This window comes from Cellulomonas hominis (genome assembly GCF_014201095.1).
Taxonomy (GTDB): Bacteria; Actinomycetota; Actinomycetes; order Actinomycetales; family Cellulomonadaceae; genus Cellulomonas; species Cellulomonas hominis.
Genome location: NZ_JACHDN010000001.1, coordinates 2244438 through 2267043, shown reverse-complemented (window position 1 = coordinate 2267043; position 22606 = coordinate 2244438). Strand labels below are relative to the sequence as shown.

Here is a 22606-nt window from a genome sequence, read left to right as displayed (position 1 = left end):
ACCCCGCGAAGGAGCACCACCGTGACCGAGCGCCCGAACCCGCTGAACGTCCTGGCCGTGTGCGGCCTGGGCATGGGCACCAGCCTGATCCTGCGGATGACCTGCGAGACGGTGTTCACCCGCCTCGGCATCCCCGCCCGGGTCGACAACACCGACCTGTCCACCGCGAAGTCGCAGACCCCCGACGTCCTCGTCGGGCAGGGCATGCACATGCACGACCTCGAGGGCGTCGCCACGGTCAACGTGGTGGTCGACGACTTCATCGACGACGCGGCCCTCGAGGCGAGGCTGCGCCCGGCGCTGGAGGAGGCGGGATGGCTGTGAGCAGCGCCCGCGGCGCCGGCACCGCCCGCACCGCCGCCCGGAGCGTCGCGTCCGTCGCCGACTGGGCGGCCGGGGTCCAGGCGGCGGGCGACCTGCTCGTCGACCTCGGCGTCGCCGGCCCGGAGTACGTCGCGGCCTGCATCGCCTCGGTCCGCGAGCGCGGCCCGTACATCGTGCTCGCGCCCGGGCTGGCCCTGGCGCACGCGCGGCCCGAGGAGGGCGCCACCGGCGTGGGCGTGTCCGTCGTCCGCCTCGGCGAGCCCGTCGCGTTCGGCCACCCGGCGAACGACCCGGTCGACCTCGTGTTCGCGTTCGCGACCGTCGACCCGGGCGCGCACCTGGACATGCTCCGGGCGCTCGCCGGGGCGCTGGCCGGCGGGCTGGCCGACGCGCTGCGGGCCGCGGAGTCCCCCGAGCGGCTCGGGGGACTCCTGGCGGAGGCGGTGTCCGGTGTCTGACGCCGTCGCCGCCTACGGGACGCTCGTCGCGCGGCACCTCGAGCGCGTCACCGCCGCCAACGCGGCGGCCGTGCGGGAGGCGGCCGGGATCGTCGTGGACGTCGCCCGCGCCGGCCGCGTGCTGCACGCCGCCGGCGCCGGGCACTCGCTCGCCGGGGTGCTGGAGATGTTCTTCCGGGCCGGCGGCCTGCCGTTCGTCAACCCGCTGTGGCACCCCGACGTGCTGCCGCTGAACGGCGCCGCCCGGTCCACGGAGGCCGAGCGGCGGTCCGGCCTCGGCGCCGGCGTCGCGCGGGAGGCGGGGATCCGGGCCGGGGACGCGGTCGTGGTGTTCTCGAGCTCCGGCATCAACCCGTACCCGGTCGAGATCGCGGAGCACGCGCTCGAAGCCGGCGCCCGCGTGATCGCGGTGACGTCGCGTCCGGCGTCCGCCGCGGCCCCCCTGCGGGCCGGCGTCCGGCTCGCCGACCTGGCGGACGTCGTGCTGGACACCCTGGTGCCGCCCGGCGACGTCACCTGGCCCGCCGCCCACCCGGTGTCCGCACCCCTGTCGTCGGTCACCAACGCGCTGTGCTGGAACCTCGTCCTGGTCGCCGCGCTCGACGCCGCACCCGACCTCCCGACGTGGCGCAGCGCCAACACCACCGCGCCCGCCGACCACAACGAGCGGCTCCAGGCGCACTACCGCCGGCTGGTGCCCGCGATCTGAGCCCGCCGGGACCCGGGGGCACTGCACAATGGCACCGGCCGGCGGGACACCGCCGGCCGGTGCACCGGAAGGACAGCCGTGACCGCTCTGACCCGCGACGTCGTGGGGTCGCCGCCGCCGTCGGTGGCGAAGTACGCGTGGCTCAAGGCCGTGCTCGTCGACCACATCGACCGGCGCCTCGCGCCCGGCGACCCGGTGCCCTCCGAGCGCGAGCTCGCCGACGGCCTGGACGTCTCCCGGATGACCGCCCGCCGCGCCCTGTCCGAGCTCGTCGCCGAGGGCCGGATCAAGCGGGTGCCCGGCCGCGGGTCGTTCGTCAACGAGCCGACCATCCGGCTGCCCATCCAGCTCACGTCGTTCACCAACGACATGCAGCAGCGCGGCTACACCTCCGGGGCGCGCACGCTCGACAGCGGGGTCGTCCACGCCGACGACTGGCTGAGCAGCAACCTCGACGTCCCGCGCGGGCACCCCGTGCTGCGGATCGTCCGGCTGCGCACCGCCGACAACCAGCCGGTCGCCATCGAGCGGGTGCACCTCAACGCCGACGTCGTGCCCGGGCTCGAGCACGTCGACCTGACGAACCGGTCGCTGTACTCGGTGCTGGCGGACCGGTACAGCATCGTGTTCGACGGCGGGCGGCAGTCCATCACCGCGCGGCTCGTGGACCCCGACGACGCCGGGCACCTCGACCTCGCGGCCGGGTCGGCGGTGCTGCACCTGGTGCGGACGTCCACCTGGCGCGGGCGGCTGGTCGAGTACACGGTCTCGGCGTACCGCGGCGACCGGTACGAGCTGAGCAGCGCGCTCTGAGCCCCGCCCGGCGGGAGTGGCGGGCCGCGCCGGGCGGTCGGAGACTGGGCGGCGGGGGCAGGCAGCGGCCCCGTCCGGTGTCGACGAGGAGGCCACCATGGGCCTGGACGACATGAAGGAGAAGGCCAGCGACGCGGGCATCGAGAAGGCCGGCGACGCCGCGGAGCAGAAGGCCGGCGGCAAGGGCGCCGACCAGATCGACAAGGCCGAGAAGACCGCCGACGAGAAGATCGGCGAGTAGCCCGGCGCGCCGACGGCCCGCCCGGGTCGTGCGGGCGGGCCGTCGGCGTCCGCGTCAGCCGTTCAGCCGGCGGGCGAGCATCGCCTTGGACTGCTCGGCGCCCTTGCGGCTCTCCGCCTGGGCCCGGCGGAAGAAGTCCGCGAGCTCGGAGTCGCCCGCGCGGTCCGCGTCCTGGATGTACGTCTCCAGGCGCAGGACGTTGCTCAGGCACGCCTCCGCGAACCAGATCAGGTTGTAGTCCTTGTCGGCCGTTCCGGTGACCGACCCGGTCTCGCTGCTGGACATGACGACCCCCTCGTCGCGACGCTGCGTGAGCCTCCCACGCTAGGCCCGCGGGTCGCCGGGCGCGCGGGGGTCTGCCCGTCTCGACCGCCGGACGGCGATTGGCGCCCGCCCCGGCCGCGGGTGGACGCTGCTCCGCGTGACTGACGCGCTCCCCCATCGCACGGTCCGGGCCGGAGGCGGCACCCGGCACCGCTCGCACGGCGCCCTGGCCCGGTACAACTCCCGCGTGGCGGCCGACGCGGACGGCTCGACCCGTGCGGCGCTGGCGGCCCTGCTCGAGCCCGGGCACGGCTACGACCTGCTCGCGGCGCACCTGGTGGACGCGACCCGGGCCGAGCGGGCGGAACAGGGCGACCACTGGCTGTGCTCGGCGCTGGGGACCTGTGCCCGGTCCTGCGGCACCGCGGGCCTGGTGCGGCTCGCGGCCGACGACATCGCCGAGTACCTGCACCGGCACGTCGCGCTGCCGGCGGCGGTCGCCGGGGCACTGGGCCGGGACCTCGCCACCGCCGTCGGCGAGTCCGTGCGGTCGGGGACGCTCGGCGGCCTCCCGCTGGCCGCGCTGCTGCCGGCCCTCGTGGTGCTGGCGTGCCCGGACCTCGACCGCTGCCCCGCGGAGGAGGACGTGGTCCGGGCGCTCGCCGGCACCGGGGCGGCGGCGGGGCTGCACGGGCTGGCGCTCGACCCGGCGGCCTGAGCCGGGCCGGGGTCAGGCCGGCGTCGCGCCGTTCCGCTGCTGCAGCCGCTTGCGCAGGAACGCCATCGGCAGCAGCCACGTCGCGAGCGCCGTGATCAGCCACACGAGGACGACCGCCGCGATCCACGTCGCGACCCCGCCGGTGATCTCGATGCCGCCGGACACCGCCGACGCCACGAGCAGCGCGACGAACGTGGAGACCAGCCCCACCCCGCCGAGGAACGCGCTGGCGTACTTGCGGGCCATCGACGCGATGAACGGCGTGAGGACCGCCTGCGCCACGGTGAAGACCGCGACCGCGAGCAGGAAGCCGCTGGTGCTGAGGTGCACGTCCTCCACGAGCAGCGAGGTCACCCACAGCCCGAGGGCGGCCGAGCCGAGGAAGATGGCCACGCGGATCAGGAAGATCACCATGCGACGTGACGCTAGCGCCGCCCGCACCCCGGGCACCACACCCCCCGCGGGCGGGGTCAGGGGGCGCGGTGCTGGACCAGGGACGTCGCCGTCTCGACGTCCGTGACCAGGACCGTCAGCCACCCGCCGCGCAGGGCCGCCCGGATCGCCGCGTGCTTCTCGTGCCCGCCCGCCACGGCCAGCCGGCGCGGGATCGCCCGCAGCGCCGCCGCGTCCACGCCCATCACCCGGGCGTCGAGGTCGGCGGGGACCGGCCGCCCGGCGGCGTCGAAGAACCGCAGGCAGATGTCCCCGACCGCCCCGGCGTCGAGCAGCCGCCGCCGGTCCGCGGCGGACATCGCGTTGCCGGACCGGGCGAGCAGCGGGGACGGGTCGAGCGAGCCGATGCCGACGAGGGCCAGGGTCACGCGCGGCCAGAGGTCGACCACCCCGGCGACGGTGGTGTCGGCGAACAGCGCGGCGCGGGCCTCGGCGCTGCCGAGCAGGCCGGGCGTCGGCATGAACACGGGCCTCGCGCCGGTCAGCGCGGCGAACGACCCGACCAGACGCGTGGCCTGGACCTGCACGCCGGGGTCGCCGACGCCGCCGACGATCTGCACGACCGTGTCGACCACCGGCTCGCGGAACGGCCGCATCGACTCGACGGCCGCGAGCAGGGAGGCGGACCAGGACGAGATCCCGACGGTGTCCCCGCCGGTGAGCGTCGCCTCGAGGTACGCGCCCGCAGCCGCGCCGAGCGCCGGGGTGACCTCGGCGACGTCGCCGCCGACGTCCACGACCACGGCCTCCCCGAGCCCGTAGGCCTGCTGGAGCGCGTCCTCGAGCTCGGGGTACACGCCCTGCGGCGGCAGGACGGTGGTCCGCACGACCCCGACCCGGGCGGCGTAGGTGAGCAGCCGGGAGATGCGGGACTGCGAGACGTGCAGCCGCTGCGCGATCTCCGCCTGGGTCATCGCGCCCTCGTGGTACATCCGCGCGACCTTGGTCGCCAGCCGCAGCCGGCCGTCCGCACCGGCCCGCACGACCGCCGGAGCCTGCGCCACCCGACGTCCCCCTCCCCGCGCGTCGTCGCGCGTCCGCCTGACGGGTCGGCGGGGCCGGCGCCGCCCGCGCGGGGTGGCGCCGGTCCGCCGCGCCGGGGTCAGCCCAGCAGCTCGCGCGCCGCCGCGGCGACGCCGGCCGCGCTGATCCCGAAGTGGTCGAGCAGCCACTCCACCGAGCCCGTCGGCGCGAACGCGTCGTCGACCCCGACCATCCGCATCCGGGCGGGCGACCGGCGGGCCAGCAGCTCGGCGACCGCGCCGCCCAGCCCGCTGACCAGGGCCTCCTCGACGGTGACGATGCCGGCCGTCTCGCGTGCGGCGGCGACCAGCGCCTCCTCGTCGAGCGGCTTGATGGTCGGCACGGCCAGCACGCGGGCGTCGACGCCCTCGGCCGCGAGCACCTCGGCGGCCTCGAGCGCCCGGGACACGACCGTCCCGGTGGCGGCGATCGTCACGTCCGCGCCCTGGCGCAGCGTCGTGGCGCGGCCCGGCACGAACCGGTACCCGGGCGGGTTCACGTCCGGCACGCCCATCCGGGACACCCGCACGAACACCGGGCCGTCGTGGCCCGCGGCCCAGCGCAGCGCCTGCCGGGTCTCCTCGGGGTCGGCCGGCACGATCACCGTCAGTCCCGGGATGGTGCGCAGCCAGGCGAGGTCCTCGATCGAGTGGTGCGTCGGGCCGAGCTCGCCGTAGGCCATGCCGGGGCTCTGCCCGACGAGGACCACGTGGTGCTGGGAGTAGGCCGCGTCGACCTTGATCTGCTCCATGGCCCGCGCGGTGAGGAAGCACGCCGCCGCGGAGACGAACGGGATCTTGCCGCCGTTCGCCAGGCCCGCGCCGACGCCCACCATGTCCTGCTCGGCGATGCCGACGTTGATCAGCCGGTCGCCGAACCGCTGCTGGAACGGGGCGAGCTTGCTGGACCCGACCGAGTCGTTGACGACGGCGACGATGCGGTCGTCGCCCTCGGCGAGCTCGACCAGGGTCTCGACCCAGGCGTCGCGGCAGTCGTGCAGGGGCACCTGCTCCGTCGTGGCGGTCACTGCTCCTCCAGCTCGGAGAGGGCCTGCGCCACCTGGTCCTGCGAGGGGACCTTGTGGTGCCAGGCGACGTTGTCGGACATGAACGAGATCGGGTGGCCCTTGTGGGTGTGCGCGATCACGGCCGTCGGCTTGCCGGACGCGGCCGGCACGGCGGCGAACACGTCCACCAGCGCGCCGTGGTCGTGCCCGTCGACCTCGACGACCTCGAGGCCGAACGCGCGCAGCTTGTCCGCCAGCGGCTCCAGGTCGTTGGTGTCCTCGACCTTGGCGCCCTGCTGCAGGCGGTTCCGGTCGACGATCACGCACAGGTGCTCGAGGCGGTGGTTGCCGGCCGTCATGAGGGCCTCCCAGTTGGAGCCCTCCTGCAGCTCGCCGTCGCCGACGACCACGAAGGTGCGCCGGTCGGAGCCGTCGAGCTTGCCGGCGAACGCCGTGCCGACCGCGATCGGCAGGCCGTGCCCGAGCGGGCCGGTGGACGCCTCGACCGCGTCGATCTTGGTCCGCGCCGGGTGCCCGTTGAGCTGCGAGAGCGGCTGCATGAACGTGCCGAGCTGCTCCGGCGGCAGGAACCCGGCGGTCGCGAGCGTCGTGTAGAGCGCCGCAGCCGCGTGGCCCTTCGACAGGATGAACCGGTCCCGGTCGGGGTCGTCCAGCCGGTCGGGCGAGACGTCCATCGCGTGCAGGTACAGCGTCACCAGCACGTCGATGACGGAGAACTCGCCGCCGATGTGCCCCAGCCCCGCGGCCCGGACCATCTGGATGTCCCGGGCCCGCACGGCGCGGGCGGCGGCGCTCAGGTGCGCGACGACCTCCTCGCGGGACGCGCCGGGGGCGGTCCGGCCGAAGACGCGCAGCGTCTCGGTGGGCACGGCGCCGACCTCCGGCACCAGGTCTTCTTCCACGGTCATGCTCAGCTCCTCATGCTGCTGAACAGGACGTCCTGGACGAGCTTCTGCGCGCCCATCGCGTCCTGCCGCTCCTGCGCCGCGCGCAGGGCGTCGATGTCCAGCTCGTCCAGCGCCCGGTGGATCGCCTTGAGGAACCGGATCGAGAGCCTGGCGGCCTCGACGGTGTCCTCCCGGAACGGGAACTGGTCCAGCTGCCACACGCCCTGCCAGTTGTTGACCTTGAGCGTGTAGAAGAACTCGAAGACCTCGACGGGGTGGACGGTGCCGACGACCATGTCGTCGTCCCAGCCCCGGAGGTTGTCGTTGACGTCCATGGCCCACAGCAGGCCGTGGTCGATCAGGAGCTGGGCGGCCGCGGCCGGCGACTCCCCGCCGAACAGCGCGTGCCCGAAGTCGAGCAGCACGCCGACGTTGTCCACGCCCATGGCCTTGATGCCCAGGGCGGTCTTCGCGGCGGAGTCCCAGAACATCTTCTGGCGCGGCTCGCGCGGCTTGTACTCGATGACCATCTTCACGTCGGGGTTGGCCTGCGCGAGCTCGCGCATCCCCGAGACCGCCAGCTCCCACTGCTGGGCGTGCGAGACCTGGAACGGGTAGTCCCAGCCGTCCTGGCCGGGCCACACCTTGAGGTACTTCGCGCCCAGGGCCCGCACGACGTCGGCGGCCTCGTCGAGGAAGGCCAGCAGGTCCGCGCGCACGGCGGCGTCGGGGTTCGTGAACGCGCCCTTGGCGTACTTGCGCATGTAGATCTCGGGGGTGACCCCGATGGCCTGGAGGCCCTGGGCCTCGAGCGCGGCCTTGACGTCCTCGACGGTGACGCCCTCGGTGAACGGGTACGGCACGTCCACGTAGGACAGGTCGCCCACCGACCCCGCGCGCTCGATCTGCTCCAGCGTCGTCACCGGCGGGGCGTACCCGTCGGTGGCGTAGCGGTCGACGTACGAGGCGAAGTGCCACAGGCCGGCGCCGAACTCGGGAAGCGAACTCGACATATCTATTCATCTCCGATCAACGATGCATCCATAGTGCCACAGACGCTCGGCCGGGCACCAGGGGCGCGGGGTGGGGCGGTGGGGCCGGGGCGGGGCGGCCGGGAGGAGCGGGGGCACCTCCCGGCCGCGCCGCTCGGGTCACTCGATGGCGAACAGCGTGTACTTGTCGACGTTGGACGCGTCGATCAGCACGCAGTCCACCGACTGCTTCTCGGGCTGGCCGGTGTCGCCGGTCCGGATGAAGGCGTCCGCCTGCTCGACGGCCATCTCCGAGATGGCCACGGCCGGCTGCAGGCCGGTGGCGAGCAGCTTGCCCTCCTTGATGGCGGCCGCCGCGTCGGGGCTGCCGTCGAATCCGGCGACGACCACCTTGCCGGTGAGGCCGGCGGCGTCGACCGCCGCGACCGCGCCGAGCGCCATCGTGTCGTTGCCCGCGATGATGCCCTGGATGTTCGGGTCCTTCTGCAGCAGCGTCTCGATCTTGGTGAACGCCTCCTGCTGGTCCCAGTTGGCGGTCTCCTGCGCGGCCATCTCCATGTCCGCGTACTGGTCGATCACCGCGTGGTAGGCCTCGGACCGCACGTGGGCGTTGGTGTCCGTCTCGCGGCCGAGCAGCTCGATGTACCGGCCCTTGCCCTCGAGCGCCTGCACGAACGCCTCGCCGACCAGGCCGGCGCCCTGCGCGTTGTTCGACACGATCTGGGCCTTCGCGATGCCCGTCTCGTTGATCTCGCGGTCGATGAGGAACACGGGGATGCCCGCGTCCGTGGCCTTCTGGACCGCGCCGATCGTCACGTCGGCACCCGCGTTGTCCAGGATGATGGCCTTCGCCCCGTTGGAGATCGCGGAGTCGATGAGCTGGCTCTGCTTGTTCGGGTCGTCGTCGTGCGAGTCGGACTGCGCCTCGTAGCCGAGCTCCTCGGCCTTCGCGACCGCGGCGTCCGCCTCGGCCTTGAAGAAGACGTTGTCGTGGGACGGGGTGATGACGGCGATCAGGCCGCCGGCCTCGCCGCCCTCGGTGGTCTCCTGCGTGGCCGCCCCGGTGGACCCGGAGCCCCCGTCGTTGGAGCTGGAGCAGCCCGAGAGCAGCAGGGCGGAGAGCGCGGCAACGAGCACCGCGCCGTTGCGGAGAGTGCGTCGCATGAGGGTGTGACCTCCTGTGAGATGGATCCGGGCCCGGTCAGCGGGTCCCGGTGTGGGCTGCCGCCAGGTCGCGCTTGACGCTCTGCGCGGCGACGGCGGCCGCACGGGCGTTCTTCAACCTCTGCTGACCCTGGTCGAGCATCACGGCGAGGACGATGACCAGACCCTTGATCACCGTCTGCCAGAAGGTGGACACGCCCACCATGACCAGGCCGTCGGAGAGGAAGCCGATGACGAAGGCGCCGATCAGGGCGCCCTTGACGGTGCCGCGGCCACCGGCGAGCGAGGCGCCGCCGATCACCACCGCGGCGATGGCGTTGAGCTCGAAGGTGTTGCCGGTCTGCGGCGCGGCCGAGGTCAGCTCGGACGCGATGATCAGGCCGGCCATCGCGGCGCAGACGCCGGAGATGATGTAGACCCGCATCTTCACGGACCGCACCGGGACGCCCGCGAGCTGCGCGGCCCGCTCGTTGCCACCGGTGGCGTACAGGTGCCGGCCGAACGGCGTCCGCGTGACCAGCACCCAGATGGCCACGGCGAAGATCACCATGATCCAGATCGCGGTCGGGATGCCCAGCGGCCGGGCCACGCCCAGGAACGAGAAGCCGGTGTTGCCGAGCTCCGGGTCGCCCTGCAGCCGCGGGAACGTCGAGCCGTTCGAGATGAGCAGCGCGGCGCCGCGGGCGATGTACAACGTGCCCAGCGTCGCGATGAAGGGTGCGACGTTGAATCTCGTGATGAGCAACCCGTTCAGCGACCCCACCAGGCCGCCGACGGCGAGCGCCACGATGATGACGACCCACACGGCCGGGTAGGCGGTGGTGTCGAAGATCGACAGCTCCCAGCCTTGCAGGAGCACGCCCGAGACGATGCCGGAGAGCCCGACGATCGAGCCGATGGACAGGTCGATGCCGCCGGTCACGATGACGAGCAGCATGCCCAGCGCGAGGATCGCGTTGTAGGCCACGTGCTTGGTCATCGTGATGAGGTTCGTCGGTGTCAGGAACGCGTCCGACAGCAGCGAGAAGACGATGATCAGGACGATCAGCGCCACGAACGCGCGCTGGTCGAGCAGGAACTCGCCGATGCCGCGCTTGGTCTGGGGGACGGCCAGCCTCGTCGGCCCGCCCGTCTGCGTCGTCGTCGTCGCCATCACTCGTCCTCGGTCGTGGTCGTGGGCGCCTCGGGCAGGGTCGGCGCGTCGGGGTCGGTGCGGGCTGTCGCGCCCGCTGCGTCGTCGGGCACGGTCACGTCGGACGCGGCCATGAGCTGCTCCCGGTCGGTCGTGCGGGGGTCGAGCTCGGCGGCGATGCGGCCGCGGGCCATGACGAGGATCCGGTCGCAGGCGTGCAGCACCTCCCCGACCTCGCTGGTCGCGAACAGCACGCCGATGCCCTTGCGGGCCTCGTCGGCCATCAGCGCGAAGATGTCCGCCTTCGCGCCGACGTCGATGCCGCGGGTGGGCTCGTCGAGCACGAGCAGCTTCGGCTTCGTCATCAGCGCCCGGCCGATGACGACCTTCTGCTGGTTGCCGCCCGACAGGGAGCCGATCGGGGCGTCCTGGCCGGCGGTCTTCACGCGGACCAGCCGGGACACGTCCTCGACCGCGCCCCGCTCGTCCCGGCCGCGCACGAACGGCCCGCGCACGAACCGGTCGACCGCCGCGAGCGCCATGTTCCGGCCGACGCTCAGCGCCTGGACCAGCCCGTCGCGCTGCCGGTCCTCGGGCACCAGCACCAGGCCGGCGTCGATCCGGTCGCCGACGGTCGCGTGCGTGAGGTCCTCGCCGTCGAGCGTCACCCGGCCGCCGAGCACCGGGTTGCGCCCGGCGAGCGCCTCGAGCAGCTCGGTGCGGCCGGCGCCCATCAGCCCGTAGACGCCGACGACCTCGCCCGCGTGCACCGTGAGGCTCACGCCGCGCACGGCCAGCCGCTCCGGGGCGTCGGGGTCCGACACGATGAGGTCGTCGATCTCGAGCAGCGGGGCGCCCGGGTCGTGGGCCATCGGGGCGAACAGGGCGCCCTCCTCGCGGCCGACCATCTGCGAGACGATCCAGCCGAGGTCGACGTCCGCCATCGGCGCCTGGGCGACCAGGGCGCCGTCGCGCAGCACGACCGCGGTGTCCGCGATCTCCAGGCACTCGTCCAGGTGGTGCGAGATGTAGATGATCGACACCCCGCGCGCCGTGAGCTCCCGGATCACCCGGAACAGCACGTGGACCTCGGCCGCGGACAGCGCGGACGTCGGCTCGTCGATGATGAGCACCCGGGTGTCCTCCGCCAGCGCCCGGGCGATCTCCACGAGCTGCTGCTGGCCGAGGCGCAGGTCGCCGACGAGGGTGGTCGGGTCCAGCGGCTCCTCGAGGTGCTCGAGCAGCTCCCGGGCCGCCGCCCGCTGCGCGGGGAAGTCGACGAACGCGCCCTTGACCCGCTCCCGGCCGATGAAGATGTTGTCCGAGATCGACAGGTTGGGGCAGAGGTTCAGCTCCTGGTGGATGATCGCGACCCCGTGCGCCACGGCGTCCGCCGGGGAGGCGAACTCCACGGGTGCGCCGTCCAGCTCGATGGTCCCGGTGGTGGGCTTCTCGACGCCCGCCAGGATCTTCATCAGCGTGGACTTGCCCGCGCCGTTCTCGCCGAGCAGCGCGGTGACGTGGCCGCGCCGGACCTCGAAGTCGACGCCGCGCAGCGCGTGCGTGCCGCCGTAGACCTTCGCGACGCCCGTGGCCCGCAGCACGACGTCCGGGAGCGCCGGCGCCTCGGTCACGGCTCGACCTCGATCGTCACGGGGACCACCGTCACGTGGTCGACCTCGCCGCCGGTCCGGGACACCCAGGTGAACGCGCCGGTGACGTGCACCGTCCTGCCGGCGAGCGTCGCGGGGTCCAGGTCGCCGTACACGGACTCGACGGCGTCGTTGTTCAGCTCGATCGCCACCGTCTGGAACTCGGTCTGGTTGGTGAAGTCGCCGAACGTCAGGTCGGTGCCGGCGTCGCGGATCGCCGTGTTCGAGCCGAACGGCGGGACGGCGACGCCGGCGGTGATGCCCTCCGGCAGGCCCTCGACGGTCAGGCCGACCTCGCCGAACGCGCCCTCGCCGACCACGCCGGTGACCTCGGTGGCGAAGCTCCAGGGCTTGCCCTCGTCCTCGCGGCTGCCGAACTCCTCGCCCGCGGCGTCCTCGTCCGCGACGATCGCCGTCACGAGCTCGTCGAGCGGCTGCGCGTTCTCCTCGAGGGTCGGGACGACGACGGACTCGTAGTTCAGGTCGGCGTACTCGACCGCCGTGTCCGCCGGCTGGGCCACGGAGCCCGCGGGGACGAACGTCGTGCTCGCCAGCGCGGCGGCGACGACCCCGACCGCGACGACCGTCCCGATGACCGCGGGACGCCGCCACAGGGGCCGCGTCGATCTTGCCTTGACCATGACTCTCCTTCGAGCTGGTGGTGACCCGGTGCGTCAGTCGGTCGCGTGCCCCCGCGACCGTGCGACGGCCCGCGCCCAGGAGCGGCGGGCCGGCCCGGGGTCGACCGGCCCCGGCTGGTAGGTCTGCTGGACGCCCGCCGGGTCGGCCGGGTGGCCGAGGGTGCGGCGGGCGAGGGTGGCGGCACCGAGGGCCGACGCCTCGGGCGCGTCGCCGACCTGGACCGGGCGACCGGCGAGGTCGGCCTGCGTCTGCATGAGCAGGGCGGACCGGGTGGCGCCGCCGTCGGCGCGCAGCACCTCGATCCGGGCCTGGCCGTCCGCCTCGACCGCGTCCACGACGTCGGCGACCTGGTGCGCCACCGCCTCGATCGCGGCGCGGGCGAGGTGCGCCCGCGTGGTGCCCGCCGTGACCCCGGTCAGCACGCCGGTGGCGGCGCGGTCCCAGTACGGGGCCCCGAGGCCGGAGAACGCCGGGACGAACGCGACGCCGCCGGCGTCCGGGACGGTGGCCGCGAGCTCGGACAGGAAGGCGCCGCCCGCGGTGCCCTCCCCCGCGCCGAGCGTCGCGGCCATCCAGTCCAGGGCGGACCCGGAGGCGACGATGTTGCCCTCGCGGGCGTAGGTCGGGACGCCGCCGACGTGCCAGGCGAGCGTCGTGGTGATGCCGGCCGGGGCGCCCTTGTGCGTGGCGGTCGGGGACATCACCGACGAGCCGGTGCCGAACGTCGCCTTGCCGGTCCCGGGGACGGTGCAGCCCTGCTGGAGCATCGCGGCGTGCGAGTCGGCGAGGACGGCCACGACCGGCACGCCCGCGGGCAGCGGGCCGCCGGCCCGGGTGCGGCCGAAGCCGGCGTCCGAGCCGCGCGGTGCGGGCAGGGCGCCGGCCGGGACGCCGAACAGGTCCAGCAGCTCGGGGTCCCAGGCGCAGGTGTCGAGGTCGAGCAGCAGTGTGCGGGACGCGTTGCCGAGCTCGGTCAGGTGCTCGCCCGTGAGCGAGGCGACGAGCCAGGCGTCGACGGTGCCGAGCGCGACGTCACCGGGCGCCGCGCCCGCCGCGACGGCCGCGTCCAGGGCGGCGCGCATCTTCGGCGCGGAGTACATGGGGTCGAGCGAGAGGCCGGTGCGCTCGCGGACCAGCGCGGCCGCGTCCGGACGGTCCTGCCCGAGGCGCGCGCACCAGCCGGCGCTCCGGGCGTCCTGCCAGCCGAGCACCGGCCCGAGCGGGGCGCCGGTGCGCCGGTCCCAGCACACGACGGACTCGCGCTGGCTGGAGATCGAGATGCCCGCGACCGGGACGTCGGGGCGCGCGGCGAGGCACTCGGCCGCGGCCGCGAGGGTGGCGTCCCGGAGCTGCGCGGCGTCCTGCTCCACCCAGGAAGGGCGCGGGAACGCGATGCCGACCGGCCGGGATCCCGCCGCGAGGACGGCACCCGTGGCACAGTCCACCAGCAACGCCTTCGCGTTGGTGGTGCCCTGGTCGAGCGCCAGCACCGCCGGCGGGGCCGACGGCACGGGGCCGTGCGCTGAACGAGTCACGTGCATATCCATTCCGCTCTGAATGAAGTACGCTCACGGTAGGGAGACGCGCCGGGCGCTGTCAACCACCGTGACCTGATCGTGTCGAAGGGGACATATGGGCACCGACATCGTCGTCGTCGGCTCCATCAACGCGGACCTGGTGCTCCAGGTCGAGCGGCACCCGCACCCCGGGGAGACGCTGCTCGGCACCGGGGCCGTGACCCTGCCCGGGGGCAAGGGCGCGAACCAGGCCGTCGCCGCCGCGCGGCTCGGCGCGTCCGTCGCGATGGTGGGCGCCGTCGGGTCCGACCCGCAGGCGCCGGTCGCGCTGTCCGGGCTGCGGGGCGCGGGCGTCGACCTCGCGCACGTGCTGGCCGTCGACGGGCCCACCGGGCTCGCGGTCGTCACGCTGGCCGACGACGCGGAGAACACCATCGTCGTGGTGCCGGGCGCGAACGCCGCGGTGACGCCGGCGGTGGTGGACGGCGCCGAGGCGGTGATCGCGGGAGCGCGGGTGTGCGTGCTGCAGGCCGAGATCCCGCTCGGGTCGGTGGTCCGCGCCGCCGAGATCGCGCACGCCCACGGGGTGCGGGTGCAGCTCAACGTGGCGCCCGCGACCGCCCTCCCCCGCGCGACGATCGCGCTGGCAGACCCGCTGGTCGTCAACGAGCACGAGGCCGCGGTGCTGCTCGGGCACGACGTCGCCCGGCCCGAGGACGCCGCCGCGGAGCTCGCCGGCCTCGGCGCCGCGTCGGTCGTCGTGACGCTCGGCGCGGCGGGCGTCACCGGGTACGCCGACGGCGCGTCCTGGTCGCTGCCCGCCCGGCCCGTCACGCCGCGGGACTCCACCGGCGCGGGCGACGCGTTCGCCGGCGCCCTGGCCGCGGGGCTCGCCGCCGGCCACCCCCTGACCCAGGCCGCCGCGCACGCCACCCGCGTCGCGGCCGCCTCCGTCCTGCGCCTCGGCGCGCAGGACTCCTACCCCGGGAAGGACGACCCCCTGCCATGAAGCGCCGCGGCATCATCAACGCCCCGCTGTCCGGGCACCTGGCCCGGCTCGGCCACACCGACCTCGTGGTCGTCGCCGACGCCGGCCTGCCCCTGCCGCCGACCGTGCCCGTCGTGGACCTCGCGCTCGTGTTCGGGACGCCCCCGTTCACCACCGTGCTCGACGCCCTGCTGGACGAGATCGTCGTCGAGCACGCGTGGATCAGCGCGGACGCCGAGGGCCGGCCGCCCGCCGGGTGGGTGGACGAACGGCTCGACGCGCCCGCCGAGCGGATCCCGCACGCCGACCTCAAGGCGATGCTGCCGTCCGTGCGGCTCGCGATCCGCACCGGGGACGACACCGCCTACGCGAACGTGGTGCTGCGGTGCGGGGTGCCGTTCGCGGTCTGACCGGACCGCGCGCCCTCAGGCCTCGTCGACCAGCCGGGACGCCGTGTCCACGTCGGTGACCAGCACGTTCAGCCAGCCACCGCGCAGCGCGCCGAGGATGGCGTCGTGCTTGCGCTCGCCGCCGGCCACGCCGACGCGCCGCGGGATCGCCCGGAACTGCTCGGGACCGATGCCGACCACGCGCTCGTCGAACCCCGACTTCACGACGGTGCCGCCCGCGTCGAAGTAGCGCAGGCAGATGTCGCCGACCGCACCCGCCGCGCGCAGCTCCTCCTGGTCCCGGTCGGCCAGCGAGTTGCCGGACTCCCGGAGCAGCGGGGACGGCTGCAGCGACCCGATCCCGACCAGCGCCGTCGTCAGCCCGCTCCACGACTCCATCACCGAGCGGACCGCGGGGTCGTCCACCAGCACCTGCCGGCCCGACGGCGAGCCGAGCAGGCCCGGGGCAGGCATGAACACGGGGTCGGCGCCGGTGGCGTCCGCGAACAGGCTGATCAGCCGGGAGGCCTGCACCTGCACGCGTGCCTCGCCCACGCCGCCGACCACCTGGATCACCTGGTCCACGACGCGGCCCGTCGACCGGCGCATCGCGGCGGCCGCCGAGAGGAGCGTCGCCGACCAGGACGAGATGCCGACGACCTCGCCGCCGGTGAGCGTCGCCTCCAGGTAGGTGGCCAGGCCGGACCCGAGCGCCGGGGTGATCTCGGACTCCTCGCCCGAGACGTCCACGACCACGGCCTCGCGCAGCCCGTACGTCCGCTCGAGCGCGTCCTCCAGGTCCGTGTGCACCCCCGCGGGGACCGTGACCGTGGTGCGGACGATGCCCACCTCGGCCGCCCGCGCGAGCAGCCGCGAGACCTTCGACTGCGAGACGTGCAGCTCCTGGGCGATGTCCGTCTGCCGGGCGCCGCGCTCGTAGTACATCAGCGCGATCTTCGCCATGAGGCGGGTCTGGTCGCCGGAACCCCCCGGCCCGGGTGCACGCCGCGGCCTGCCGGGCACCTTGCTCATGACGACCTCTCCGACGGTGGCGGGCTGGGCGGGCGCTGCGGGGACGCCGAGGTCGGAGCGTATCGCTTCCGACCGGGCGCGAGGCGACCTCTCCGGAACGCCACCCGCCTGCCGATGGGGCGGGCGACAGCCCTCGCCTCGCCCCGGAGCCCACGTTGACCTCCCGCTGGAACCAGCAGTCCATCGGCGCGCGCATGTCGGCCGTGTTCGGCCTGCTGTTCGCCGTCCTCGTCGCCGCCATCGCCCTCGGTCTGGTCACCGCGCAGGTGCAGCGCGCCTACGCCGACCGCGTCTCGCAGGCCGACGCCGTCCTCCGCCTGGCCGAGGAGGCCCGGTTCCAGATCGCCGACGCCACGGGGTGGCAGGGGCTGGTGGTCGCGGACGTCGCCGCCTCGGGGCCCTCTGCGCTGGCGGACGACGCGGACAACCGCGCCGGGCTGCTCGCGTCGGAGGTCACCGTGCGCCAGTGGCTCGCCGACCTGGACACCACCGGGGCGACCGAGGCCGAGCGGGCGGCGTTCGACGGCCTCGCTCCCGCGTGGGACGCCTTCTTCGCGGGCGACGACGCCGTCGTGGCGCTGCTGCGCACCGGCGACCCGGCCGACTACGCCGCCGCGATGGACTCGATCAACAACGGCGCGGCCGGCGAGTCCTACGACCAGGTGCTCACCCTCGCCGACGAGATCCAGGCCTCCGCCCGCGACCGCGTCACGGCACTCCAGGAGCAGCAGCGGGCCGCCGAGCAGCGCGGGCGCACGGCCCTGATCGCCCTCGGCATCGGCGCCGCGCTGTTCGCCGCCTACGCGGCGCGCAAGGTCACGCGGGACGTCGCCGGCCCTGCCGGCCGCATCTCCGACGTCGCCGCCGCGCTCGCCGAGGGCGACCTGACGCCGCGCACCGGGCTCGCCGGGGGCGGCGAGATCTCCCGCGCGGGCCAGGCGCTCGACGCCGCCATCGACGCCGTCGCCACCCTGGTCGGCCACGTGTCGCGCACCGCCGAGCACACCGACGCGACCGTCGGCTCGCTGCGGGACGCCGCCGCCGAGGGTGCCCGCGCCGCGCAGGAGACGAACGCCCAGGTCGGCGCGGCCGCCGCGTCCGCCGACCAGGTGTCCCGCAACGTCCAGGCCGTCGCCGCCGGCGCCGAGCAGATGGGCGCGAGCATCCGCGAGATCGCCGAGAACGCCTCGCAGGCCGCCCGGTTCGCCGCGCAGGCCACCGCCGAGGTCACCGCCACGAACGACACCGTCGCCCGCCTCGGCACGTCCTCGCAGGAGATCGGGAACGTCGTCAAGGTCATCACCTCGATCGCCGAGCAGACCAACCTGCTGGCCCTGAACGCCACCATCGAGGCCGCGCGCGCCGGGGAGGCCGGCAAGGGCTTCGCCGTCGTCGCCGGCGAGGTCAAGGAGCTCGCCACCGAGACGGCCCGTGCGACCGAGGACATCGCGCGCCGCGTCGAGGCCATCCAGAACGACACGACCGGCGCCGTGGCGGCGATCGACCAGGTCTCGCAGATCATCGCCCGGATCAGCGACTACCAGATGACCATCGCGTCGGCCGTCGAGGAGCAGACCGCCACCACCGCGGAGATGTCCCGGGCCGTCACGGAGGCCGCCGCCGGCGCCGGGGAGATCGCCGGGAGCATCACGACGGTCGCGGCCACCGCCGGCACGAGCGCGGACGTGCTCGCGCGGGTCGATGGCGACATGGACGACGTCGCGGGCAGCACCCGCGAGCTGGCCACGCGCATCGCCGCCTTCCGCGTCTGACCCCGCGCGCCGCCCGGCAGCGGGCGGGGCGGCGGGGCCACTTGTCGCGGAGTGGACCTGGCGCCCCGGGGTCGCGGGTGCGAGCGTCGGGGGCGGACGGATCCACCGGGAGGGGTGCACGCGTGGGGCTGCAGGACGTGGCGGTGGCGGGGCTGGACGCGGTGCCGCTGAACGTGGGGTTCGCCCGGGCCGCGCTCGGCGTCGGCGGGGCGACCGCGTGGGCCGACCGGACCGAGGACCCGCGGGCGTTCCACGTGGCGCACCCGCACGGCATGTCGCTGGTGTGGGGCCCCGACGTCGCGGGGGCGTTCGACGAGGTGGTCGCGCACCTGCGGACGGGGCGCCGCGGCCCGGAGTGGCTCCAGGTCGACCCGCGGTGGGCGGCGCTCGACTGGGACGGCGCGCTCGGGGCGGTCGCCGACGGCGCCCAGGAGGCCGAGGACGCCGAGGACGCCGAGGACACCGTCGTGGTCCGGCACGGGCGCGTGAACTTCACGTTCGACCCCGGGGCGCACCGGGCGCGCTGGGCCGGCACCACCCCGCCGGACGGCTGGCACGCGCGGCCGGCGACGGCGGCGGACTTCGACTGGCCCGGGACGGTGGTCCCGTCGGGGTTCTGGCCGGACGCCGCGACGTTCCTGGCGAACGGCGGCGGGGCGGTGGTCGAGCAGGACGGGGTCGTCGGCGCGATGGCGTTCACGTCGTTCCGGCACGGCGGCGACCTGGAGCTCGGGATCGAGACCGACCCGGCGCACCGGCGGCTCGGCCTCGCGGGAGCGGCCGCCGCGGCGATGCTCGCGCGGGTGACGGCCGCGGGCCTGACGCCGGTGTGGGCCTGCCGCGCGGGCAACGTCGGCTCGTACCGCCTGGCGTGCTCGCTGGGCTTCGTCCCGGGCGACCCGACCCCGTACTGGCACCTTCCCTGACCCTGGCGCCGTCCGCGCCGCCTGCGCCGTCCGGCCCGGTCCCGCGAGTGGAGGGTTCTGCCCGACACGCCCGGCGAGTCGCGCCGGAGACCTCCACTCACGGAGGGCCCAGCCCGTCCCCGTCCCCGCCCACGCGCAGGGCGTGCCTGCTCGGGCCGGTCCGGCCGCGGCGGCCTACCGCGGCGCGCGAGGCAGCGAGCGGGTCGCCGGCTCGGCGAACTCCAGCGTGATCCGCAGGTACCGCAGCTCCCGGGAGTCGAGGATCCGCCCCGCCCCGGTGTAGTGGATCGCCTCGCCGTCGATGAGCTCGAGCTGGGCCATCGGCGCGTCCACGAGCAGCGACTCGGACGTCACGTCCTCGACGCGCAGGCTCGAGGACGTGCCCTCGATCCGGACGGTGTGGCCCCGCAGGTCGACGGCGCGCAGCAGGGCGCGGGACTCGCCGTCGCGGAGCAGGATCCGGGTCGGTCGCAGCACGGGGGTCCCTTCGGAGGGCAGGTCGGGTCGGGCGGTGCGCGCACCGCCCCGTCATGGGATCGGCAAGCGCTCACCCGAACACCAGGACTTTCGTCCCCGACCACGTCACACCCCCCGCGCCGCCCGCACCCGCGCCCCGGCCCCGGCCGTCGCACCGCCCCCCGGCGCGCCCCAGGCGCCGCGGCCGTCGGCGCCGTCCTGCGCCGGTTCGCGCTGCCGGAGTGGCGGATGCTCGCGTTCGACGTGAAGCGCAACCTCATCCGGCTGCGCACCGGCGGGTACCAGGGCGCGTACTCCGCGTCGGCGGGCTCCTGGGTCTAGCGGCGCGCCCCCGACGCCGCCGCGGCGAGCAGCCCGTGCGCCGCGGAGGCCTCGGGCACGAGCACGTCCACCCGCGCGGACCCGGCGACGAGCCGCGCGACGACCACCCCGGCGTACCCGGGGTGCGGCCCGACCTCGATCGCGTCCAGCCCGCCGAGCGGGACCACAGTCCGGGACGCCGAGTGCACGGGCTTGGCGCCACGCAGCAGCCACTCGTGCCGCCCGAACACCTCCAGCGCTGCCTCGTCGCCGGCGAGTACCCCGGCCTGCAGCGTCGCCGGGGAGAGCGCGTGCAGCAGCCCCTGCGCCACGCCCCCGTGCAGGGGCGTCACCCGCCGGCGCCCGTGCCCGGCCCACGGCACCAGCCCCGGGGCGTGCCGGGTCACGTCGCGGACGTCGCCGGCGACAGCGAGGTCGTCCCGGCCGAGGTCGAGGGCGCGGGTGTCGGCGCGCGCGTGCCCGGCCTCCAGGAGCGACCGTCCCCGCGGGCTCGGCCGCGCCGCGGTCGCCCCCGCGCGCAGCCCGTCCACCAGCCCGCGCACGGCGTCCCGCGCGGAGCCGTTGTACGCCACGGTGAGGTCCCGCCCGTCGCGGGTCAGCACGGTGAGCCGGCCGTCGAGCAGGTTGACGACGTCCCGCACCGCGGCCACCTCGACGAACGGCACCTGCCGCGCGTCGTAGCCCGCCTCGCCCGCGCCGGCCCGCCGGGACAGCACCGTGAGCCCGCGGTCGTCCAGCACCAGCAGGTGGTCGTAGAGGTCCATGTCCGGGGTCGCGTCCCGGCGGGCCACGTTCCGCGGCACCTTGAGCACCAGACGCGTGCCGTCGAGGTGCATCGGGTGGTCGCGGAACAGGCGGGGAACGTCCTCGGGGGTGCGGACCTGGTCGATCCACGGGCCGAAACGGTCGTACTCGGCGGTGCCGGGGGTGTCCGGGGTGCTGGTCGTCATCGACGCGCCGTCCTGTCTCAGTGGTCCGCGATGCGGCGCAGCGCGGCGGTGCAGTGCTCGAGCTCGACGTCGTCGAGCCGGTCGAAGACGTGCCGGCGCAGGCTCGCCACGTGCGCGGGCCACGCCGCGAGGAACCGCTCCCGGCCGCGCGGGGTCAGCACGGCGTCCGAGCCGCGGCCGTCCTCCGCGCTCCGCCGGCGCTCGACCAGGCCCGCCCCCTCGAGCAGGCCGACGACGCGGGTGGTCGCGCTCAGGCTGAGGGCGGTCGCGGCGGCGAGCTCGCCCATCCGGAGCCGGCCGCCGGGGGCCTCGCCCAGGTAGAGCAGCACGAAGTACTCGCTGCTCGTCAGCCCCTCGTCCCGGCGCAGGTCCGCGTCGAGCGCCCGGGGCAGGGCGACGAACGTGCGCACGAGCGTCCGGATGAAGTCGTCCTCCGGTCCCGTCAGCAGCGGCGGGCGCGCCGGGTCAGGCATGGCCCCGATGGTACTTCAGCGCTGAAGCAGTCCGCCCCCAGATGCGGTATCGGGATCCGGTCCGCAGGCTGGAAGGAGCCGAACCCACCGGAGGGACGCCATGCGCGCGATGGTCTACCGCGGCCCGTACAAGGTCCGTGCCGAGGAGAAGGACGAGCCGCGGATCGAGCACCCGAACGACGCGGTGGTGCGGGTGGTCCGGGCGGCGATCTGCGGCTCCGACCTGCATCTCTACCACGGGATGATGCCGGACACCCGGATCGGGCACACGTTCGGGCACGAGTTCGTCGGCGTCGTCGAACGGGTCGGCCCGTCGGTGCAGAACCTCCAGGTCGGCGACCGCGTCATGGTGCCGTTCACCATCTACTGCGGCACCTGCTTCTTCTGCGCGCGGGGCCTGTACTCCAACTGCCACAACGTGAACCCGAACGCGACCGCGATCGGCGGGATCTACGGCTACTCGCACAGCACCGGCGGCTACGACGGCGCCCAGGCGCAGTACGTGCGCGTCCCGTTCGCCGACGTCGGCCCGCGGCGGATCCCGGACTGGCTCGCCGACGAGGACGCGCTCATGATGACCGACGCGCTCGGCACCGGGTACTTCGGGGCGCAGCTCGCGGACATCGCCGAGGGCGACACCGTGGCGGTGCTCGGCGCGGGGCCGGTCGGCCTGTTCGCGGCGCGGTCCGCGTGGCTGATGGGCGCCGGCCGGGTCGTCGTCATCGACCAGCTCGACTACCGGCTCGAGAAGGCGGCCGACTTCGCGTACGCCGAGACGCGGAACTACACCCACTACGACGACATCGTCGTGGAGATGAAGAAGACCACCGACGGCCTCGGCTTCGACCGCGTCGTCGAGGCCGTCGGCGCGGAGGCGGACGGCAACCTCATCCAGCACGTCACGGCGGCGAAGCTCAAGCTGCAGGGCGGCTCGCCGGTCGCGCTCAACTGGGCGATCGACGGCGTGCGCAAGGGCGGCACCGTGTCGGTCATGGGCGCGTACGGGCCGCTGTTCTCCGCGGTGAAGTTCGGCGACGCCATGAACAAGGGCCTGACCCTCCGGATGAACCAGGCCCCCGTGAGCCGGCAGTGGCCGCGGCTGCTGGAGCACATCCGCAACGGCTACCTGACGCCGTCGGACATCGTCACGCACCGCATCCCGCTGGAGCACATCGCCGAGGGGTACCACCTGATGTCCGCGAAGCTCGACGGCTGCATCAAGCCGGTCATCGTCCCGGACGCGGACTGAGAGGAGCCCGACC

The 22606-nt window shown here is 74.9% G+C and carries 26 protein-coding genes; 11 read left to right on the top strand and 15 right to left on the bottom strand.

Annotated features, from left to right (window positions below):
• Positions 1–21 precede the first annotated feature (21 nt).
• The 5 genes from HNR08_RS10615 to HNR08_RS10595 all read left to right on the top strand — a co-directional run bounded on the left by HNR08_RS10615 (position 22) and on the right by HNR08_RS10595 (position 2545).
• Positions 22–324 carry a PTS sugar transporter subunit IIB gene (locus HNR08_RS10615; RefSeq protein WP_210736704.1) on the top strand — a complete coding sequence of 101 codons (303 nt, stop codon included), beginning with the start codon at positions 22–24 and terminating at the stop codon, positions 322–324.
• Positions 315–782 carry a PTS sugar transporter subunit IIA gene (locus tag HNR08_RS10610; RefSeq protein WP_146832885.1) on the top strand — a complete coding sequence of 156 codons (468 nt, stop codon included), beginning with the start codon at positions 315–317 and terminating at the stop codon, positions 780–782. The genes HNR08_RS10615 and HNR08_RS10610 overlap by 10 nt, the downstream gene beginning before the upstream one ends.
• Positions 775–1491 (top strand): sugar isomerase domain-containing protein, encoded by a 717-nt coding sequence (locus HNR08_RS10605; protein ID WP_146832888.1) that lies wholly within the window; start codon positions 775–777, stop codon positions 1489–1491. The genes HNR08_RS10610 and HNR08_RS10605 overlap by 8 nt, the downstream gene beginning before the upstream one ends.
• A 78-nt stretch (positions 1492–1569) precedes the next feature.
• On the top strand, positions 1570–2304 hold the full coding sequence (locus HNR08_RS10600) for a GntR family transcriptional regulator (RefSeq protein ID WP_146832891.1): 735 nt from the start codon (positions 1570–1572) through the stop codon (positions 2302–2304).
• A 97-nt stretch (positions 2305–2401) separates the two neighbouring features.
• A complete protein-coding gene (locus tag HNR08_RS10595) occupies positions 2402–2545 on the top strand; it encodes an Rv0909 family putative TA system antitoxin (protein ID WP_146832894.1) in 144 nt (47 codons plus the stop codon).
• A gap of 54 nt (positions 2546–2599) precedes the next feature.
• Here the strand turns inward: HNR08_RS10595 and HNR08_RS10590 are convergent, their stop codons facing one another.
• Positions 2600–2830, bottom strand: coding sequence for a hypothetical protein (locus tag HNR08_RS10590; RefSeq protein WP_146832897.1), 231 nt, complete (start codon positions 2828–2830; stop codon positions 2600–2602).
• Between the two features lie 136 nt (positions 2831–2966).
• Here HNR08_RS10590 and HNR08_RS10585 point away from each other — a divergent pair, with 136 nt between their 5' ends.
• Positions 2967–3527 carry a hypothetical protein gene (locus HNR08_RS10585; protein ID WP_146832900.1) on the top strand — a complete coding sequence of 187 codons (561 nt, stop codon included), beginning with the start codon at positions 2967–2969 and terminating at the stop codon, positions 3525–3527.
• 12 nt (positions 3528–3539) lie between these two features.
• Here the strand turns inward: HNR08_RS10585 and HNR08_RS10580 are convergent, their stop codons facing one another.
• From HNR08_RS10580 to HNR08_RS10535, 10 genes are all read right to left on the bottom strand, one after another.
• Positions 3540–3941 (bottom strand): phage holin family protein, encoded by a 402-nt coding sequence (locus tag HNR08_RS10580; protein WP_146832903.1) that lies wholly within the window; start codon positions 3939–3941, stop codon positions 3540–3542.
• A 56-nt stretch (positions 3942–3997) separates the two neighbouring features.
• A complete protein-coding gene (locus HNR08_RS10575) occupies positions 3998–4984 on the bottom strand; it encodes a sugar-binding transcriptional regulator (protein WP_246802894.1) in 987 nt (328 codons plus the stop codon).
• Positions 4985–5082: 98 nt separating this feature from the next.
• Complete coding sequence (locus HNR08_RS10570) at positions 5083–6030, bottom strand: transketolase family protein (RefSeq protein WP_146832906.1); 948 nt, start codon at positions 6028–6030, stop codon at positions 5083–5085.
• Positions 6027–6938 carry a transketolase gene (locus HNR08_RS10565; protein WP_146832909.1) on the bottom strand — a complete coding sequence of 304 codons (912 nt, stop codon included), beginning with the start codon at positions 6936–6938 and terminating at the stop codon, positions 6027–6029. Before HNR08_RS10565 ends, HNR08_RS10570 begins: the two co-directional genes overlap by 4 nt.
• 2 nt (positions 6939–6940) lie before the next feature.
• The gene (locus tag HNR08_RS10560) at positions 6941–7930 is read right to left on the bottom strand and encodes a sugar phosphate isomerase/epimerase family protein (RefSeq protein WP_146832912.1); all 990 of its coding nucleotides are present in this window, start codon (positions 7928–7930) and stop codon (positions 6941–6943) included.
• A gap of 138 nt (positions 7931–8068) precedes the next feature.
• Entirely contained in the window at positions 8069–9073 is a 1005-nt protein-coding gene (locus HNR08_RS10555) for a D-ribose ABC transporter substrate-binding protein (protein ID WP_146832915.1), read from the bottom strand.
• A 37-nt stretch (positions 9074–9110) separates the two neighbouring features.
• The gene (locus HNR08_RS10550) at positions 9111–10226 is read right to left on the bottom strand and encodes an ABC transporter permease (protein WP_146832918.1); all 1116 of its coding nucleotides are present in this window, start codon (positions 10224–10226) and stop codon (positions 9111–9113) included.
• Positions 10226–11839, bottom strand: a complete 1614-nt coding sequence (locus HNR08_RS10545; protein WP_146832921.1) for a sugar ABC transporter ATP-binding protein — start codon at positions 11837–11839, stop codon at positions 10226–10228. The genes HNR08_RS10550 and HNR08_RS10545 overlap by 1 nt, the downstream gene beginning before the upstream one ends.
• The gene (locus HNR08_RS10540) at positions 11836–12498 is read right to left on the bottom strand and encodes a DUF2291 family protein (protein WP_146832924.1); all 663 of its coding nucleotides are present in this window, start codon (positions 12496–12498) and stop codon (positions 11836–11838) included. The genes HNR08_RS10545 and HNR08_RS10540 overlap by 4 nt, the downstream gene beginning before the upstream one ends.
• A gap of 33 nt (positions 12499–12531) precedes the next feature.
• Positions 12532–14034 (bottom strand): FGGY family carbohydrate kinase, encoded by a 1503-nt coding sequence (locus tag HNR08_RS10535; RefSeq protein ID WP_221286343.1) that lies wholly within the window; start codon positions 14032–14034, stop codon positions 12532–12534.
• A 97-nt stretch (positions 14035–14131) separates the two neighbouring features.
• Here HNR08_RS10535 and HNR08_RS10530 point away from each other — a divergent pair, with 97 nt between their 5' ends.
• Positions 14132–15025, top strand: coding sequence for a ribokinase (locus HNR08_RS10530; protein WP_146832927.1), 894 nt, complete (start codon positions 14132–14134; stop codon positions 15023–15025).
• Entirely contained in the window at positions 15022–15414 is a 393-nt protein-coding gene (rbsD, locus tag HNR08_RS10525; protein ID WP_146832930.1) for a D-ribose pyranase, read from the top strand. The genes HNR08_RS10530 and rbsD overlap by 4 nt, the downstream gene beginning before the upstream one ends.
• A 15-nt stretch (positions 15415–15429) precedes the next feature.
• On the opposite strand, the gene HNR08_RS10520 is transcribed toward rbsD, so the two are convergent.
• The gene (locus HNR08_RS10520; protein WP_146832933.1) at positions 15430–16425 is read right to left on the bottom strand and encodes a sugar-binding transcriptional regulator; all 996 of its coding nucleotides are present in this window, start codon (positions 16423–16425) and stop codon (positions 15430–15432) included.
• Between the two features lie 194 nt (positions 16426–16619).
• Between HNR08_RS10520 and HNR08_RS10515 the strand changes: the two genes are divergently transcribed.
• Positions 16620–18197 carry a methyl-accepting chemotaxis protein gene (locus HNR08_RS10515; RefSeq protein ID WP_146833022.1) on the top strand — a complete coding sequence of 526 codons (1578 nt, stop codon included), beginning with the start codon at positions 16620–16622 and terminating at the stop codon, positions 18195–18197.
• Positions 18198–18319: 122 nt separating this feature from the next.
• Positions 18320–19123 carry a GNAT family N-acetyltransferase gene (locus HNR08_RS10510; protein WP_146832936.1) on the top strand — a complete coding sequence of 268 codons (804 nt, stop codon included), beginning with the start codon at positions 18320–18322 and terminating at the stop codon, positions 19121–19123.
• A 174-nt stretch (positions 19124–19297) separates the two neighbouring features.
• Here HNR08_RS10510 and HNR08_RS10505 read toward each other — a convergent pair whose 3' ends face one another.
• From HNR08_RS10505 to HNR08_RS10495, 3 genes are all read right to left on the bottom strand, one after another.
• Positions 19298–19600 carry a hypothetical protein gene (locus HNR08_RS10505; protein WP_146832939.1) on the bottom strand — a complete coding sequence of 101 codons (303 nt, stop codon included), beginning with the start codon at positions 19598–19600 and terminating at the stop codon, positions 19298–19300.
• A gap of 317 nt (positions 19601–19917) precedes the next feature.
• Positions 19918–20871 carry a hypothetical protein gene (locus HNR08_RS10500; RefSeq protein WP_146832942.1) on the bottom strand — a complete coding sequence of 318 codons (954 nt, stop codon included), beginning with the start codon at positions 20869–20871 and terminating at the stop codon, positions 19918–19920.
• A 17-nt stretch (positions 20872–20888) separates the two neighbouring features.
• Positions 20889–21344, bottom strand: a complete 456-nt coding sequence (locus HNR08_RS10495; RefSeq protein WP_146832945.1) for a MarR family winged helix-turn-helix transcriptional regulator — start codon at positions 21342–21344, stop codon at positions 20889–20891.
• Positions 21345–21444: 100 nt separating this feature from the next.
• Here HNR08_RS10495 and HNR08_RS10490 point away from each other — a divergent pair, with 100 nt between their 5' ends.
• Positions 21445–22593: a zinc-dependent alcohol dehydrogenase gene (locus HNR08_RS10490; RefSeq protein ID WP_146832948.1), complete on the top strand. Its 1149-nt coding sequence runs from the start codon at positions 21445–21447 to the stop codon at positions 22591–22593.
• The last annotated feature ends 13 nt before the right edge of the window (positions 22594–22606 follow it).

Excerpts from the sequence above, each read along its gene's own strand:
- HNR08_RS10610 (WP_146832885.1), top strand. The coding sequence starts at position 315 with ATGGCTGTGAGCAGCGCCCGCGGCGCCGGCACCGCCCGCACCGCCGCC.
- HNR08_RS10595 (WP_146832894.1), top strand. The coding sequence starts at position 2,402 with ATGGGCCTGGACGACATGAAGGAGAAGGCCAGCGACGCGGGCATCGAG.
- HNR08_RS10590 (WP_146832897.1), bottom strand. The coding sequence starts at position 2,830 with ATGTCCAGCAGCGAGACCGGGTCGGTCACCGGAACGGCCGACAAGGAC.
- HNR08_RS10580 (WP_146832903.1), bottom strand. The coding sequence starts at position 3,941 with ATGGTGATCTTCCTGATCCGCGTGGCCATCTTCCTCGGCTCGGCCGCC.
- HNR08_RS10565 (WP_146832909.1), bottom strand. The coding sequence starts at position 6,938 with ATGACCGTGGAAGAAGACCTGGTGCCGGAGGTCGGCGCCGTGCCCACC.
- HNR08_RS10560 (WP_146832912.1), bottom strand. The coding sequence starts at position 7,930 with ATGTCGAGTTCGCTTCCCGAGTTCGGCGCCGGCCTGTGGCACTTCGCC.
- HNR08_RS10555 (WP_146832915.1), bottom strand. The coding sequence starts at position 9,073 with ATGCGACGCACTCTCCGCAACGGCGCGGTGCTCGTTGCCGCGCTCTCC.
- HNR08_RS10550 (WP_146832918.1), bottom strand. The coding sequence starts at position 10,226 with ATGGCGACGACGACGACGCAGACGGGCGGGCCGACGAGGCTGGCCGTC.
- HNR08_RS10540 (WP_146832924.1), bottom strand. The coding sequence starts at position 12,498 with ATGGTCAAGGCAAGATCGACGCGGCCCCTGTGGCGGCGTCCCGCGGTC.
- HNR08_RS10530 (WP_146832927.1), top strand. The coding sequence starts at position 14,132 with ATGGGCACCGACATCGTCGTCGTCGGCTCCATCAACGCGGACCTGGTG.
- rbsD (WP_146832930.1), top strand. The coding sequence starts at position 15,022 with ATGAAGCGCCGCGGCATCATCAACGCCCCGCTGTCCGGGCACCTGGCC.
- HNR08_RS10520 (WP_146832933.1), bottom strand. The coding sequence starts at position 16,425 with ATGAGCAAGGTGCCCGGCAGGCCGCGGCGTGCACCCGGGCCGGGGGGT.
- HNR08_RS10515 (WP_146833022.1), top strand. The coding sequence starts at position 16,620 with ATGTCGGCCGTGTTCGGCCTGCTGTTCGCCGTCCTCGTCGCCGCCATC.
- HNR08_RS10500 (WP_146832942.1), bottom strand. The coding sequence starts at position 20,871 with ATGACGACCAGCACCCCGGACACCCCCGGCACCGCCGAGTACGACCGT.
- HNR08_RS10495 (WP_146832945.1), bottom strand. The coding sequence starts at position 21,344 with ATGCCTGACCCGGCGCGCCCGCCGCTGCTGACGGGACCGGAGGACGAC.
- HNR08_RS10490 (WP_146832948.1), top strand. The coding sequence starts at position 21,445 with ATGCGCGCGATGGTCTACCGCGGCCCGTACAAGGTCCGTGCCGAGGAG.